The organism is Duganella sp. Dugasp78 (assembly GCF_059491455.1).
In genome coordinates, this window is the sequence record NZ_CP168506.1 from 2,788,286 (window position 1) to 2,801,665 (window position 13,380).

Here is a 13,380-nt window from a genome sequence, read left to right on the forward strand (position 1 = left end):
CGCCTCGGCCGACGCGCCGTATGGGTTCCCGCCTGCGCGGGAACGACGGGGCTCAGCCGGCGGTCTGCTCCGCCCAGCGCTGCTTGACTTCCAGCAGCGCCGGCATCTGCGTCAGGAACAGGTCGACCAGCTCGGGGTCGAAGTGCTTGCCGCGCTGCTGCTCCAGGTATTCCACCGCCTGCGGGATCGGCCATTCCGGCTTGTAGGGACGGGCCGAGGTCAGCGCGTCGAACACGTCGGCGATGGCGACGATGCGCCCCACCAGCGGGATCTGCTCGCCGGCCAGGCCGTTGGGGTAGCCGCTGCCGTCCCATTTCTCGTGGTGCGTCATGGCCACCTGGTGGGCCATCGCCAGCATGCCGCCGGCGTGCTGGCCGATGATGTCGCCGCCGATGGCGGCGTGGGTCTGCATCACCTTCCACTCCGCCGTCGCCAGCGGGCCGGGCTTGCGCAAAATGCTGTCGGGGATGCCGATCTTGCCGACGTCGTGCATCGGCGCCGCGTGCAGCAGGTCGTCCGCCTCGGCCGTGCTCATGCCGGCCGCGCGGCCCAGGATGCGCGAGTAGTGGCTCATGCGGATCACGTGCAGGCCGGTCTCGTTGTCCTTGTATTCGGCCGCCAGCCCCAGGCGCTGGACGATTTCCAGCCGGGTCCGGGTCAGCTCGTCCATGCGCACCAGCGACAGGTGGGTGCGCACGCGCGCCCGCACGATGGGCGGGCTGACTGGCTTGGTGATGTAGTCGACCGCGCCGGCGTCGAAGCCGACCACCTCGTCGCTGGCGTCGCTGAGCGCGGTGACGAAGATCACCGGGATGGCGGCGGTGGCCTGGTCGGCCTTGAGCTGGCGGCATACTTCGTAGCCGGTCATGCCGGGCATCATGACGTCCAGCAGGATCAGCTGCGGCTGCTCCTGGCGCGCCAGTTCCAGCGCGCGCGGGCCGTCCTTGGCGAACAGCAGGCGGTACTGGTCCTGCAGGATGTGGCGCAGCAGCTGCAGGTTGCTGGCTTCGTCGTCGACGGCCAGGATCAGCGGCAGGTCGGAGGTGGGGTCTTTGCTCATGAGTTCTCCTTGGCCAGCTGGTCGGCCAATTCCAGCAGCGTAGCATGGGCCTGCGGGAAGTCGAAATCGTTGAGTGCGGCGTGCAGCGCCGCCAGCTGCCGCGCCAGCGCGGCCGACAGGCCGGCACCGCTCATGGCGCCGGCCAGCGCGGCCAGCGCGGCGTCGTCCAGGGCGCCGCGCCGCAGCGAGGGCAGCAGCGCCTGCGCCGCCGCGTGCGCGCGCGCTGCGTCGAAGCCCGGCGCGGCTGCGGCGCCGGCCTGTTCACGTTCCTGCAGCGCGGCGCGCGGGGTCTCGATCGCATGGATCGCGCTCAGCGCCGCGTCCAGCTGCGCGGTCAGCATGCGCTGCAGCTGCGCCAGCTCGGTCGGCAGCGTGGGCGCGCCGGCCTCGCGCTGCGGCGAACCGCACAGCTTTTCCGTCTGCGCCAGGGTGGCGGCCAGCTGTTCCAGCCCCAGGTTGGCGGCCACGCCGCGCATCTTGTGGCAGCCGGCCTGCGCTTCCGCCAGCCGGGTTGCGCTGTCGCTGCCGAGCAGGCGCGCCAGCGCGGTGGCGGCGTCGCTGTATTCGGTGGCGAAGCGGTGCAGCGCCTGGTGGTACTTGGGCTCGTCGCCGGACCAGCGCTGCAGGCCGGTCTTCTGGTTCAGCACGCGCGCGCGCGCCGGCGCGTCGGCCGCGGCCGGCGCCTGCTCCAGCGGCGGCAGCCCCAGCACGCGGGCGATCTCGTGCGATAGCGCGTACCAGTCCACCGGCTTGGAGGCGAAGCCGTTCATGCCGGCCGCCGCCGCGGCCTCGCGGTGCGCGGCCAGCACGCTGGCGGTCATGGCGACGACGGGGATGGCCGGCGCGCCGGCCGCGCGCTCGCGCTCGCGGATGGCGCGGGTGGCGGCCAGGCCGTCCATCTGCGGCATCTGCATGTCCATCAGGATCAGGTCGTAGGGGCGCTCGGCCGAGCGCTGCAGCGCGGCGGCGCCGTCGCCGGCGCGCTCCAGCGTGTGGCCGCGCTTGCTCATCAGCAGGTTCAGCAGCTCCAGGTTCTGCGGCACGTCGTCGGCCGCCAGCACCCGCAGCGGCGGCAGCGGATAGGGGGTGCGTTCGGCGGCCTGGCTGCCGTCGTGGCGGGCCGGCTCCAGCGGCAGGGTCAGGTGGAAGGTGGTGCCCTGGCCGGGCGTGCTCTCGGCCCACAGCCTGCCGCCCATCAGCGCCACCAACTGGCGGCTGATGGTGGTGCCCAGGCCGGTGCCGCCGAAGCGCCGCGTCATCGACGGGTCGGCCTGGGTGAAGGGGTCGAAGATCGCCTCCAGCCGCTCCGGCGCGATGCCGATGCCGGTATCCTGCACGGCGATCTCCAGCTGGCCCTGGGCCGCGCTGGCGCGCAGGCTGACGCTGCCGGCGGCGGTGAACTTGATGGCGTTGTCGAGCAGGTTGCCGAGGATCTGGCGCATGCGCAGCGCGTCGCCGTGCAGCCAGGCCGGCAGCGACGGGTCGTAGACGATGTCGATGGCCAGGCCCTTGCTGCGGGCGTTGCTGCCGAAGGTGGAGGCCAGCTCGTCGATCAGGCCCAGCAGGCTGTAGTCGTCCGGCTCCAGCTCCACCGCGCCCTTGTCCAGCTTGGCGGTGTCGAGGATTTCGTTGAGCAGGCGCAGCAGCGAGCGGCCCTCCTTGCGCACCGTGTCCAGGTGGCGCCGCTGGTTGTCGTCGAGCGCGGTGTCCAGCAGCACGTCGGTGAAGCCGAGGATGGCGTTCATCGGCGTGCGGATCTCGTGGCTCATGTTGGCCACGAAGCTGGCGCGCGCGGCCGCCGCCTGCTCGGCCGTCTCCTTGGCCTTGCGCAGCTCCTGCTCCATCTGGCGGCGCTCGCTGATGTCGAGGATGACGCCGTCGATCCAGCGCAGCGCCGGGTCGCTCTCGTCCTGGGTGACGGCGCCATGCTCCCACATCCAGCTGGCGTGGCCGTCGGCGTGGCGCAGCCGGTACTCGACCTGGTAGACGCTCAGCTCGGCGACGGCGCGGTTGATCTCGGCCTCGACGCCGGCGCGGTCCTCCGGCACGATCAGGCTGCCCAGCGTGCGGCTGCGGTGCTCGCCGACGAAGTCGCTGGCCGGGTAGCCGGCCAGGCGCTCGATGCCGTCGCTGACGAACACCGGCGGCGCGTCGAAGCGCTGGCTGCTGCGGAAGGAGATGCCGGGGATGTTGCCGATCAGCGAGCGGAACTGCTGCTCGCTATCGCGCAGCGCCTGCATGATGGCGCGCCGCTCGCTGATGTCGGTGATGAACAGCACGAACAGGTCGCGTTCGGCCAGCCGCGCGTGGCCCAGCGCGCGCCGGATCGGCACCTTGCTGCGGTCCTTGCGCAGCGCGATCACCTCGCTGCCCTGGCCGGGGATGGCCGAGTTCTCGGTGCGCAGGTAGTTCAGCAGGCCGTCCTGCTCGGAGCGCTGGGCGTCGTCCATCAGCACGCGGATGTTCTGGCCGATGATCTCGTCGCGGCGCCAGCCGAAGATGCGCTCGGCCGAGGCGTTGAATTCGTGGATCAGGCCGTCGCGGTCGACGGTGACCACGCCGTCGATGGTGGTGGTGAGCAGGGCGCGCATCCAGGCCTCGCTCTCGCTTTTCTGGCGGAACAGTTCGCGGTAGCGCAGCAGGCCGTTGGCCGACATGATGAAGATGGTGATGGCGATGGTGATCAGCGAGATCGCCAGCGCCAGGAAGGTGCTGTTCTGTTCGGGCGCGGCGCCGGGCAGCGGGCGGCCGGCGAAGCGCGCGGCCGCCATGCCGGTGTAGTGCATGCCGGCGATGGCGCAGCCCATGACGGTGGCGCTGATCGCGCCCAGCACGCTCGACGGCAGGCGGGTGTGCAGGCGCAGCCCGAAGCGCACCCACAGCGCCAGCGTGGCCAGCACCACGGCCACCACGATCGACAGGCCGAACATCAGCGGGTCGTAGTACAGGTCGAAGGACATGCGCAGCGCCGCCATGCCGGTGTAGTGCATGGCGCCGATGCCGGCGCCCACCAGCAGGCCGCCCACCAGCAGCGAGCCGGTGCCGAGCTGGCGGCGGCTGATGATGGACAGGGCGATGCCGGAGGCGGCCAGGCTGGGCAGCACCGACAGCATGGTGACGGTGTGGTCGTAGTCGACCGCGGTGCACAGGTTGAACGCCAGCATGCCGATGAAGTGCATGGCCCACACGCCGCAGCCCAGCGCCAGGCTGCCGGTGGCCAGCATGATGGCGCGCAGGCTGCGGCTCTTGCTGGACTGGGCCTGGGCCACCACCTGCAAGCCCATCCAGGACGAGAAGATGGCGATCAGGATAGAGAGCAGCACCAGCGGCGGCGTGTAGCTGCCATACTGGATCAGCGAGGGATCGGTGGGGGGCGTGAACAGTTGCAGGAGTGTGTTGATATTCATAAGGTTTCCGCTGTCGCGAACTGGCACAGCAGAAACCTTATCACATAACCCGCGGCTGCCTGTATCAGGATTTGGCGAAGGCCAGGAAGTCGGCGTTGAAGCGTTCCTTGTGGGTGTCGGTCAGGCCGTGCGGCGCGCCCGGATAGGTGATCAGCTTGGCGTGCTGGACGATGGCGGCCGAGGCGCGGCCGGCGGCGTTGATCGGCACGATCTGGTCGTCCTCGCCGTGGATGACCAGGGTCGGCTTGTCGAACTTTTTCAGGTCGTCGCGGAAGTCGGTTTCCGAGAAGGCCTTGATCGAGTCGTAGGTGTTCTTGTGGCCGGCCTGCATGCCCTGCGCGTACCAGGCGTCGATGATGCCCTGCGACGGCTTGGCGCCCGGACGGTTGTAGTTGTAGAACGGGCCGGAGGCCAGGTCCAGGTACAGCTGGGCGCGGTTGGCGACCGAGGCGGCGCGCAGGCCGTCGAACACTTCCATCGGCAGGCCGCCCGGATTGGTGTCGGTTTTCAGCATCAGCGGCGGCACCGCCGAGATCAGGCCCAGCTTGGCGATGCGCTTGGTGCCGTGGCGGCCCACGTAGCGCGCCACCTCGCCGCCGCCGGTGGAGAAGCCGGCCAGGATGATGTTCTTCAGGTCCAGCGTTTCGATCAGCTGCGCCAGGTCGTCGGCGTAGTGGTCCATGTCGTTGCCGTCCCACGGCTGGCTGGAGCGGCCGTGGCCGCGGCGGTCGTGGGTGATCACGCGGAAGCCGTTGTTGGCCAGGTGGAAGGCCGCCGATTCCCAGCTGTCGGCGTTGAGCGGCCAGCCATGGCTCAGGATCACCGGCTGGCCGGTGCGCGGGCCCCAGTCCTTGTAGTAGATCTCGACGCCGTCGCGGGTGGTGATGGTGCTGACGGTTTTCTGCACCCTGGCGGCGGCGGCCTGGCTGTCGCTGCTGACGGCGGCCAGTGGCAGGGCGGCTGCCGCGGCGGCGACCGCGCTGCCGACCATGGCGTTACGGCGGGATGGATTGCTGGCTTGACTGGACATGATGGGCTTCCTTGGTGAGTGATGATGTGCTTCATGGTAGGGTGGAATTTCCGCGCTGGGAACGCCCATACGTGCAATCCCGGACTGCAACTTTGCACATAGGGCAACGGGGTGGGCGGAGGCTCCGGCTAAAGGTGGAGGAGGGTGGATGCCGGGATAATATCCTTGCCTTGTTGCATTCCTGGCAAAACGCCATATACTTGGCGAGCTGATCCGCATACCGACGGATCTCACCTATGGGACGTGTAGAGACAATGGCATTCCTGACCAAGAAGAAGATTGCGCTGGCCGTCGGCCTGCTCGTTATCGGTGGCGCCAGCGCCGCCTGGTATTCCAAAAGCAAGACCCCGGTGGTCGAGGCGCCGCGCTTCCGCGTGGTCGCCGCCGACACCGGCAGCATCACGCAGACGGTGACGGCCACCGGCACCATCAACCCGGTGGCGCTGATCAACATCGGCTCGCAGGTGTCGGGCACGGTCAGCGAGCTGAAGGCGGACTTCAACGACCATGTGAAGAAAGGCCAGGTGCTGCTCAAGCTGGACCCGACCATCTTCAACGCCCAGATCCGCCAGGTCGAGGCGCAGCTGGCGTCGGCGCGGGCCAGCCTGCGGCTGGCGCAGGCCACCCACCAGCGCAACCAGACGCTGGTGACGCAGAGCTTTATCTCGCCGCTGGCGCTGGACCAGTCCAAGCGCGAGGTCGACGTGGCGCAGGCCAACATCCAGCTGGCGCAGGCGCAGCTGGCGCGCGCCCAGGCCGACCTGGACAACAGTGTGATCCGCTCGCCGATCGACGGCGTCATCATCAAGCGCACGGTGGACCTGGGCCAGACCGTGGCGGCCTCGTTCACCACGCCAACGCTGTTCCAGATCGCCCGCGACCTGACCAAGATGCAGATCGACACCAGCGTCTCCGAGGCCGACGTCGGCGCGCTGAAGGATGGCCAGGCGGCCCGCTTCGTGGTCGACGCCTATCCGGACAAGGAGTTCGAGGCGCGCATGCGCCAGTTCCGGCTGGCCGCCAACGTGGTGCAGAACGTGGTCACCTACAACGTGGTGCTGGACGTGGACAACACCGAGGAGCTGCTCAAGCCGGGCATGACGGCGCAGGTGCGCCTGCTGGTGGGCAACCGCCAGCAGGTGCTGCGCATTCCGACCGCCGCGCTGCGCTTCCGCCTGAGCGACGAGGAGATCGAGAAGCAGGCCAAGAAGGACAAGGCCGCCGCGGCCAAGGCCGGCAGCGCCGGCGCCAGCGCCCCGGCCAGCGCGACCGCCGTGGCCGAGGCGCCGCAGGAGGACGACGCCGCCTTCCGCACCAAGAGCGAGCTGGCGCGCTCGTTCAAGATCTACACCATGGACGAGAAGAACAACCCGGTGGCCAGGGACATCAAGATCGGCCTGTCGAACTTCCGCTACACCGAGGTGGTGGGCGGCGAGCTGAAGAAGGGCGACAAGGTGATCACCCGCGCCAACAACGAGAAGCCGGGTGAGCTGTGACGGCGCCGCAACCGCTGATCGATATCCGCCAGGTCACCAAGAGCTATTTTTCCGGCAATGTTGAAACCCAGGTCCTGTTCGGCATCGACCTGGCGGTGCCGCGCGGCGACTTCCTGGCGGTGATGGGGCAGTCCGGCTCCGGCAAGTCGACCCTGATGAATATCTTCGGCTGCCTGGACCAGGCCACCGGCGGCAGCTACCACCTGAACGGCGTCGACACGCTGACCCTGTCGCGCGCCGAGCTGGCCACCATCCGCAACCGCACCATCGGCTTCGTGTTCCAGAGCTTCAACCTGATCAAGCGCATGAGCGTGGCGGAGAACGTGGCGCTGCCGCTGATCTACGCCGGCGTCTCGCGCTCGAAGGCGCACGCCAAGGCGCTGGTGGAACTGGAGCGGGTCGGCCTGAAGGACTACGCCAAGCGCACGCCCAACCAGCTGTCCGGCGGCCAGCAGCAGCGGGTGGCGATCGCCCGCGCGCTGGTGGGCGATCCGCCACTGATCCTGGCCGACGAGCCGACCGGCAACCTCGACACCCAGACCAGCGTGGAGATCATGCGCTCCTTCCAGCAGCTCAACGAGGAGCGCGGCATCACCATCCTGCTGGTCACGCACGAGCCGGACATCGCTGCCTACAGCAAGCGGCTGATGCGGCTCAAGGACGGCCACGTGCTGTACGACGGCCCCGCCGCCGAAGGCCTGCGGCTGATGTCGCAGGGCCACGAACCCATAACCGTATAAACGATATGAATCCTTTACAGATAGTGGTAGAGGCGGCCCGCTCGATGATGGCGAACCGCCTGCGCACGCTGCTGACCATGCTCGGCATCATCATCGGCATCACCTCGGTGGTGCTGCTGCTGGCGGTGGGCGACAGCATGAAGCGCTTCATCGCCAAGGAGCTCGAGCAGCTGGGCACCAACATGCTGTTCGTCTCGCCCGGCGGCGACCGCGCGCAGCAGCAGCGCATGCGCAGCGGCGCGGCGCCGGCCCTGACCATGGCCGACGCGGCGGCGCTGAACGCGCTGCCTTCGCTGGCCGGCGCGGCGGGCGTGCTGCAGGGCGGCTTCAACCTGGCGGTCGGCAACGAGAACGCCTCGAAGACGGTGCACGGCGTGACGCCGGCCATGTTCAAGATCCGCGGCTGGAAGATCGACAAGGGCAGCGCCTTCAGCGACGCCGACGTGCGCGCCGCCTCGCGCATGGTGGTGATCGGCAAGAAGATCGCCGACCAGTTCTTCTACAAGCTCGACCCGCTGGGCAAGTACATCCGCATCGAGAACGTCTCGTTCCAGGTGGTGGGCGTGCTGTACGGCGAGGGCAAGCAGGTGGACGGCGGCGACCTGGCCGACTATGTGCTGGTGCCGATCACGGCGTCGGCGGCCAACCTGGTGCGCCTGCCCTTCCCCGGCAACGTGCATTACGTGGTGGCGCAGGGCAAGTCCGGCGGCAATCTGCAGGACGCCATCCAGGACATCAACGAGACCCTGCGCGACCGCCACCACATCAAGTTCGAGCAGCCGGACGATTTCCGCATCGACAACCTGGCCTCGTTTGCCGAGACCGCGCAGAAGATCAGCGCCGGCCTGGCGGCCCTGCTGGGCTTGATCGGCGCGATTTCGCTGGTGGTGGGCGGCATCGGCATCATGAACATCATGCTGGTGTCGGTGACCGAGCGCACCCGCGAGATCGGCATCCGCATGGCGATCGGCGCCAAGCCGCGCGACGTGCTGCTGCAGTTCCTGACCGAGGCCGTGGTGATCTGCCTGGTGGGCGGCGTGTTCGGCATCATGCTGGCCACCGGGGCGGCGGCCGCGATCACCTCGACCGGCAAGTTCGACGTGTTCATCACCTTGCAGGCGGTGGTGGTGGCGTGCGGCTTCTCCAGCCTGGTGGGGGTGTTCTTCGGCTTCTACCCGGCGCGCCGGGCGTCGAAGCTGTTGCCGGTGGATTGCCTGCGCTACGAGTAGCTCAGTAGTCGAACTTGCCGCTGCGGGCGGACGTCTTGAAGAAGGACGGGGCGGTTTCCTTGCCCTTCTGTTCCTGCTCGCGGCGCTGTTGGGCTTCCAGCTTTTTCTGGGCGACGCGCTCGTTGTATTCATCGATGCGCTGCTGCATGTCGCGGCCCTGCTTGCTGTTGCGCAGCAGGCTGAACTTTTGCAGCATGGCGGCGGCCCACAGCAGGAAGATCACCAGCAAGGCCAGCAGATAGCCGGCCTGCCAGACGCCGTAGTTCTGGCTGATGATGGGGAACAGCGGACTGGCGTCCTCCAGCCAGCCCTGGCCCAGCACACCGCACAGCGCCGCCAGCACGCCCAGCGCCGAAGTCTTGACGATCAGCCAACGGCTGGCCTTGACGCGCTGGTGCCAGAAATGTTGCAAATCTTCGTGGTGGTCGGGGGTGGTGTTCATGGCAATCGGTGTGCGCGGGGGAGCGCAAGCATTATGCCATATTTTCCGGCGAGAAACTAAATCCGGCCTTGAGCCGGCGCAAAGCGACCCCAACGCCAAGCGGGGTCTGACCCCGTACGGGGTCTGGAGAGGGCTGCGCCCGCAGCTCCCGGTGGGAGCTGCCCCCTAAGCGGCGCGGCAAGCGCATCGCATAGGCATATGGGGTTAGTTTTTCTTGGCGATCTCGTTGCCGACGTAGGCGCCGCCGACCGCGCCGGCGATGGTGGCCGCGGTCTTGCCCTTGCCGCCACCGACCTGGTTGCCGATCAAGCCGCCGACCACCGCGCCGATGCCCATGCCGAGCGGGCTGTTCTGCGCCACCGGTGCCGGCGCCGGCGCAGGGGCCTGGGCCACAGCCGGCTGGACGCTGTCGTCGCCGTTGCTGACGTGGCGGACCTGCGGCGTCACATGGTGCACCACGGTGCGGTGTTCCACCACGGCTGGACGGGTTTCCTGCGCAGGCTGGGCTGCCAGCGGTGCGCCGGTTGGCTGCGCGGCGTTGGCGACCACCGGGGTGGCGTCAGGGGTGGCGTGCGAGCTTGGCAGCAGGCCGGCGATCGACGCGGCGCCGACCAGGCTGACCAGCGTCAGCGACACGGCGGCTACGGCCATCAATGGGTGGATGCGGGTGGTTGGGGTGGTCGTCATTTTTTTTCTCCTGAGTTGCGCCACGGTGGCGCTTGCCCATATAACGGGCCGGAGAGCAAAGCTGGTGACGCAGAAAGTGTTTCCAGAGTAAGCAGATGTTACGGCGCACTTCTGGCGGCGTGGCGCCGTTCCAGCCATTCGCGGCCGCCGTTGTCGAGCGCCCTGGCGATGACGGCGGGCGGCAGGCTGTAGACGGTGGCCCAGCTGGCGCGGCCGTCGCCGGTGTTGGACGGGAAGCTGTCGATCCCGACCGGCCAGTGGTATTTGCGCTTGAGCGTCTTGACGATGGCGGCCAGCGAGGTGCGTCCCTGCAGCGGCGGCGCGCCGGTCTGGTCGGCGTTGGAAATGAGGATGGCCAGCACGGCGCCGCGCGCGGTCAGCGGGCCGGGGAATTTGGGAGATTTGGCGGGAGGCATGCCGTCATTCTAGCGCAACGGGCCGGCGGGGCTAGCCGCTTCGCCGGCGTGCGCGGGGGGCGCTTAAGCTGCTTTGGTCTTGCGCTTGCGTGCCAGGCCCACCAGGCCCAGGCCGGCGCCCAGCATCAGGTAGCTGCTGGGTTCCGGCACGGCGGCGATCGACAGGGTGTCGATGCCGATGTAATTGGAGTTGTCGCCGTTCGGGCCGCCGTTATCGACCGAGTAGTGGAAGGCGAAGGCGCCGTTGGTGGCGCCGGACAGGCCGCTCAAGGTCACGCTGTACCTGGTCCAGGTTTCCGGGTAGCCGCCTATGTCCTGGCCGGGATTGATGGACAGCAGCAGCGAGCTGAACGAGCCGACGCTGTCGGCCGTGCTGCCGACGTTGCTGCCGCCGATCTTGCTGAAGCGCACTTCCAGGCGGTCGGGCCAGAATGAGACGTCGGCGGTGCGGGTGTAGAACGACAGGGTATCGCCGTTATGGTAGGTCGAGGTTGGCAAGACCAGCCAGTTGCTGATGGTCGCCACGTCGTCGCCGTTGTTGTAGTTAGCGGCGATATAGGAATTGGCCGCGCCTTGGTGGGCCTCGAATACGTCGGTATCTCCTTGGTACCAATCGGTGCTGCCCAGAGGATCGCTATTGTTGATAATCGTCCAGCCGGCTGGAATGCCACCGTCGAAATTCTCGCTGAGCGGGTTTGCCGACGCGGCGCCCACGCTCAGGGCCATCGCCAGGAACAGAGTGGATTTTAGAGCAGGTCTAAATGATGCAGCCATTTCTACACCTCCATCGAATTATCTAGGGAATACCGGCGAGGCCCCCGCCACGCCGGGCCATGCGACCTTGTACAGATGAGGTCGCATGGTCCGACAATAGCATATACGCAATAAAAATATAGAAATTTAAACAATCATAAGTATGATTTATATCAACTACGACAACAGCGATGGCGGGGGCGCGTCTTCCCTCAGGCGGCCTTGGCTCGACGCTTGCGCGCCAGCCCGACCAGGCCCAGGCCGGCGCCCAGCATCAGGTAGGTGCTGGGTTCCGGCACGGCGGTGATCGACAAGGTGTCGATGCCGATGAAATTGGAGCGGGTGCCGTTCGGCCCGCCGTCATCGAGCGAGTAGTGGAAGGCGAAGGCGCCGTTGGTGGCGCCGGACAGGCCGCTCAGCGTCACGCTGTACCTGGTCCATGCAGCCGGGTAGACGCCGGCGGCCTGGCCGGGATTGACGGACAGCAGCAGCGAGCTGAACGAGCCGACGCTGTCGGATGCGTTGCCGACGTTGCTGCCGCCGACATTACTGAAGCGTACTTCCAGGCGGTCCGGGAAGATCGAGTTTTCAACGGTGCGGGTGTAGAACGACAGCGTGTCGCCATTGTGATAGGTCGAGGTCGGCAGGATCAGCCAATTGCTGATGGCCGCCACATCCTTGCCGCTGGCCCAGCTGGCGCCGAGATAGGAAGCGGGCGCGCCCTGCTGTGCGCTGAACACCATGGGGGCGCCCTGGAACCAGTTGGCGTCGCCCAGCGGATCGCTATTGTTGACGACCTTCCAGCCGCTCGGCACGCCGCCGTCGAAGTTCTCGCTGAGCGGGTTCGCCGACGCCGCGCCGGCGCTCATGACCAGGGCCAGGAGCAGGGTGGACATCACAGCAGGTTTAAACGATACAGCCATTTCTACACCTCCATCAAACTATCGAAAGAATTCCGGCGGGCCCCCGCCGCACCGGGCCATGCAATCTTGTCAAGATGAGATTGCATGAAATTACGATAGCATGCGTGCAACGAAAATATGGAAGTTGGAATAATGTTATATATGGCTTATGCCGCTTTAGCGGGAAACTACATGAGGACGGCACAATGGCTGTTGTTTCGCAAGCCTGTCGGATGTTGGAGGGCGCGGGCAGCAGCTATGATGACAGGCAACCCCACGAAGGAGCTTCCATGCGGGAACAATATGCAGCGGCGGGTAGCGACGGACGCCCTGCCTTCGATGAAATGCGGCGCGTACTCGACGTGGGTCCTCAACTGAGCGACGCAAAGTGCCGCGGCGACGCACGGTTGACGCAGCGCTGGTGCCATGGGCCGCTTCACAACCGCATGATGCCCATGCACGAGAACGTCATCGTCACCTTCTATGGTTCGAGTCAACCCATGGCGTGGCGGGATGGCGGGCGACACGAGTTCACCATCGCCAGGCCCGGTGCCATCACCCTCATCCCCAGCGGCCACGAGGCGAGCTGGAAAAATGGCGGCCCTCTTGAGGTATCCCACGTCTATCTCCCGGACGCTCACCTGCAGGCTTGCAGCGACGCGCTTGGGGCAGGCGCCGGGACGGTTCAACTGCTGGACCGCATCGCCTTCCAGGATCCGATTGCCGGCCGGCTGCTCGGCATCCTGGCTCTTGAGGCAGGCGACCCGGGCGCGAACAGCAGGCTGTTCGTCGACCAGGCAATCGATTTGCTGAGTCTTCATCTGCTTCGCGCCCATTCCTCCGCCAATGGCAAGCCGCATCCGCGCGGGCCCAGGGGCCTGCCGAATTGGCAGGTTCAACGGGCCACCGACTACCTGAGGGCGCACCTCGATCAGGAGGTTCGCCTGGACGACCTTGCGAAGTTTGTCGGCCTGAGCCGGTTCCACTTCTGCACCGCGTTCCGGCGCGCCACTGGCCAGGCCCCCCATCAATGGCTCACGGCGCTGCGGATGGCGCGCGCCAGGGAACTGCTGGCGGACTTGCGGCTCTCGGTGCTGGAGGTCGCGCTGGCGGTCGGCTATCAAACCGCATCGGCCTTCGCCACCGCGTTTCGCAAGCACCAGGGCCTCACGCCCACCGACTTCCGGCGCCGGCTCTAACGGCGCCCACCACCGCCGC

12 protein-coding genes are annotated in these 13,380 nt (G+C 67.4%); 4 read left to right on the forward strand and 8 right to left on the reverse strand.

What is annotated here, in order from left to right; translation table 11 throughout:
• Window positions 1-52: 52 nt before the first annotated feature.
• The 3 genes from ACEN9O_RS12345 to ACEN9O_RS12355 form a co-directional block, all read right to left on the reverse strand.
• Window positions 53-1,060 (reverse strand): HD domain-containing phosphohydrolase, encoded by a 1,008-nt coding sequence (locus tag ACEN9O_RS12345; protein WP_495617823.1) that lies wholly within the window; start codon window positions 1,058-1,060, stop codon window positions 53-55.
• The gene (locus tag ACEN9O_RS12350) at window positions 1,057-4,467 is read right to left on the reverse strand and encodes an MHYT domain-containing protein (protein ID WP_495617824.1); all 3,411 of its coding nucleotides are present in this window, start codon (window positions 4,465-4,467) and stop codon (window positions 1,057-1,059) included. The genes ACEN9O_RS12345 and ACEN9O_RS12350 overlap by 4 nt, the downstream gene beginning before the upstream one ends.
• A 64-nt stretch (window positions 4,468-4,531) precedes the next feature.
• Window positions 4,532-5,497 (reverse strand): alpha/beta fold hydrolase, encoded by a 966-nt coding sequence (locus tag ACEN9O_RS12355; RefSeq protein WP_495617825.1) that lies wholly within the window; start codon window positions 5,495-5,497, stop codon window positions 4,532-4,534.
• 254 nt (window positions 5,498-5,751) lie between these two features.
• On the opposite strand from ACEN9O_RS12355, the gene ACEN9O_RS12360 reads away from it, so the two are divergent.
• The 3 genes from ACEN9O_RS12360 to ACEN9O_RS12370 are packed head-to-tail and all read left to right on the forward strand — an operon-like array spanning window position 5,752 to window position 8,962.
• On the forward strand, window positions 5,752-6,993 hold the full coding sequence (locus tag ACEN9O_RS12360) for an efflux RND transporter periplasmic adaptor subunit (protein WP_495617826.1): 1,242 nt from the start codon (window positions 5,752-5,754) through the stop codon (window positions 6,991-6,993).
• Entirely contained in the window at window positions 6,990-7,733 is a 744-nt protein-coding gene (locus tag ACEN9O_RS12365) for an ABC transporter ATP-binding protein (protein ID WP_495617827.1), read from the forward strand. The genes ACEN9O_RS12360 and ACEN9O_RS12365 overlap by 4 nt, the downstream gene beginning before the upstream one ends.
• A 44-nt stretch (window positions 7,734-7,777) precedes the next feature.
• Window positions 7,778-8,962 carry an ABC transporter permease gene (locus tag ACEN9O_RS12370; RefSeq protein ID WP_495617828.1) on the forward strand — a complete coding sequence of 395 codons (1,185 nt, stop codon included), beginning with the start codon at window positions 7,778-7,780 and terminating at the stop codon, window positions 8,960-8,962.
• Window position 8,963: 1 nt separating this feature from the next.
• Here the strand turns inward: ACEN9O_RS12370 and ACEN9O_RS12375 are convergent, their stop codons facing one another.
• The 5 genes from ACEN9O_RS12375 to ACEN9O_RS12395 form a co-directional block, all read right to left on the reverse strand.
• A complete protein-coding gene (locus tag ACEN9O_RS12375) occupies window positions 8,964-9,404 on the reverse strand; it encodes a hypothetical protein (protein ID WP_495617829.1) in 441 nt (146 codons plus the stop codon).
• Window positions 9,405-9,608: 204 nt separating this feature from the next.
• The gene (locus ACEN9O_RS12380) at window positions 9,609-10,091 is read right to left on the reverse strand and encodes a glycine zipper 2TM domain-containing protein (RefSeq protein WP_495617830.1); all 483 of its coding nucleotides are present in this window, start codon (window positions 10,089-10,091) and stop codon (window positions 9,609-9,611) included.
• A gap of 98 nt (window positions 10,092-10,189) precedes the next feature.
• Window positions 10,190-10,507: a hypothetical protein gene (locus tag ACEN9O_RS12385; RefSeq protein ID WP_495617831.1), complete on the reverse strand. Its 318-nt coding sequence runs from the start codon at window positions 10,505-10,507 to the stop codon at window positions 10,190-10,192.
• Window positions 10,508-10,570: 63 nt separating this feature from the next.
• Window positions 10,571-11,281 carry a choice-of-anchor J domain-containing protein gene (locus ACEN9O_RS12390; RefSeq protein WP_495617832.1) on the reverse strand — a complete coding sequence of 237 codons (711 nt, stop codon included), beginning with the start codon at window positions 11,279-11,281 and terminating at the stop codon, window positions 10,571-10,573.
• Between the two features lie 191 nt (window positions 11,282-11,472).
• Window positions 11,473-12,156, reverse strand: coding sequence for a choice-of-anchor J domain-containing protein (locus ACEN9O_RS12395; protein ID WP_495617833.1), 684 nt, complete (start codon window positions 12,154-12,156; stop codon window positions 11,473-11,475).
• Window positions 12,157-12,452: 296 nt separating this feature from the next.
• Between ACEN9O_RS12395 and ACEN9O_RS12400 the strand changes: the two genes are divergently transcribed.
• On the forward strand, window positions 12,453-13,361 hold the full coding sequence (locus ACEN9O_RS12400) for a helix-turn-helix domain-containing protein (protein WP_495617834.1): 909 nt from the start codon (window positions 12,453-12,455) through the stop codon (window positions 13,359-13,361).
• Window positions 13,362-13,380: the final 19 nt, after the last annotated feature.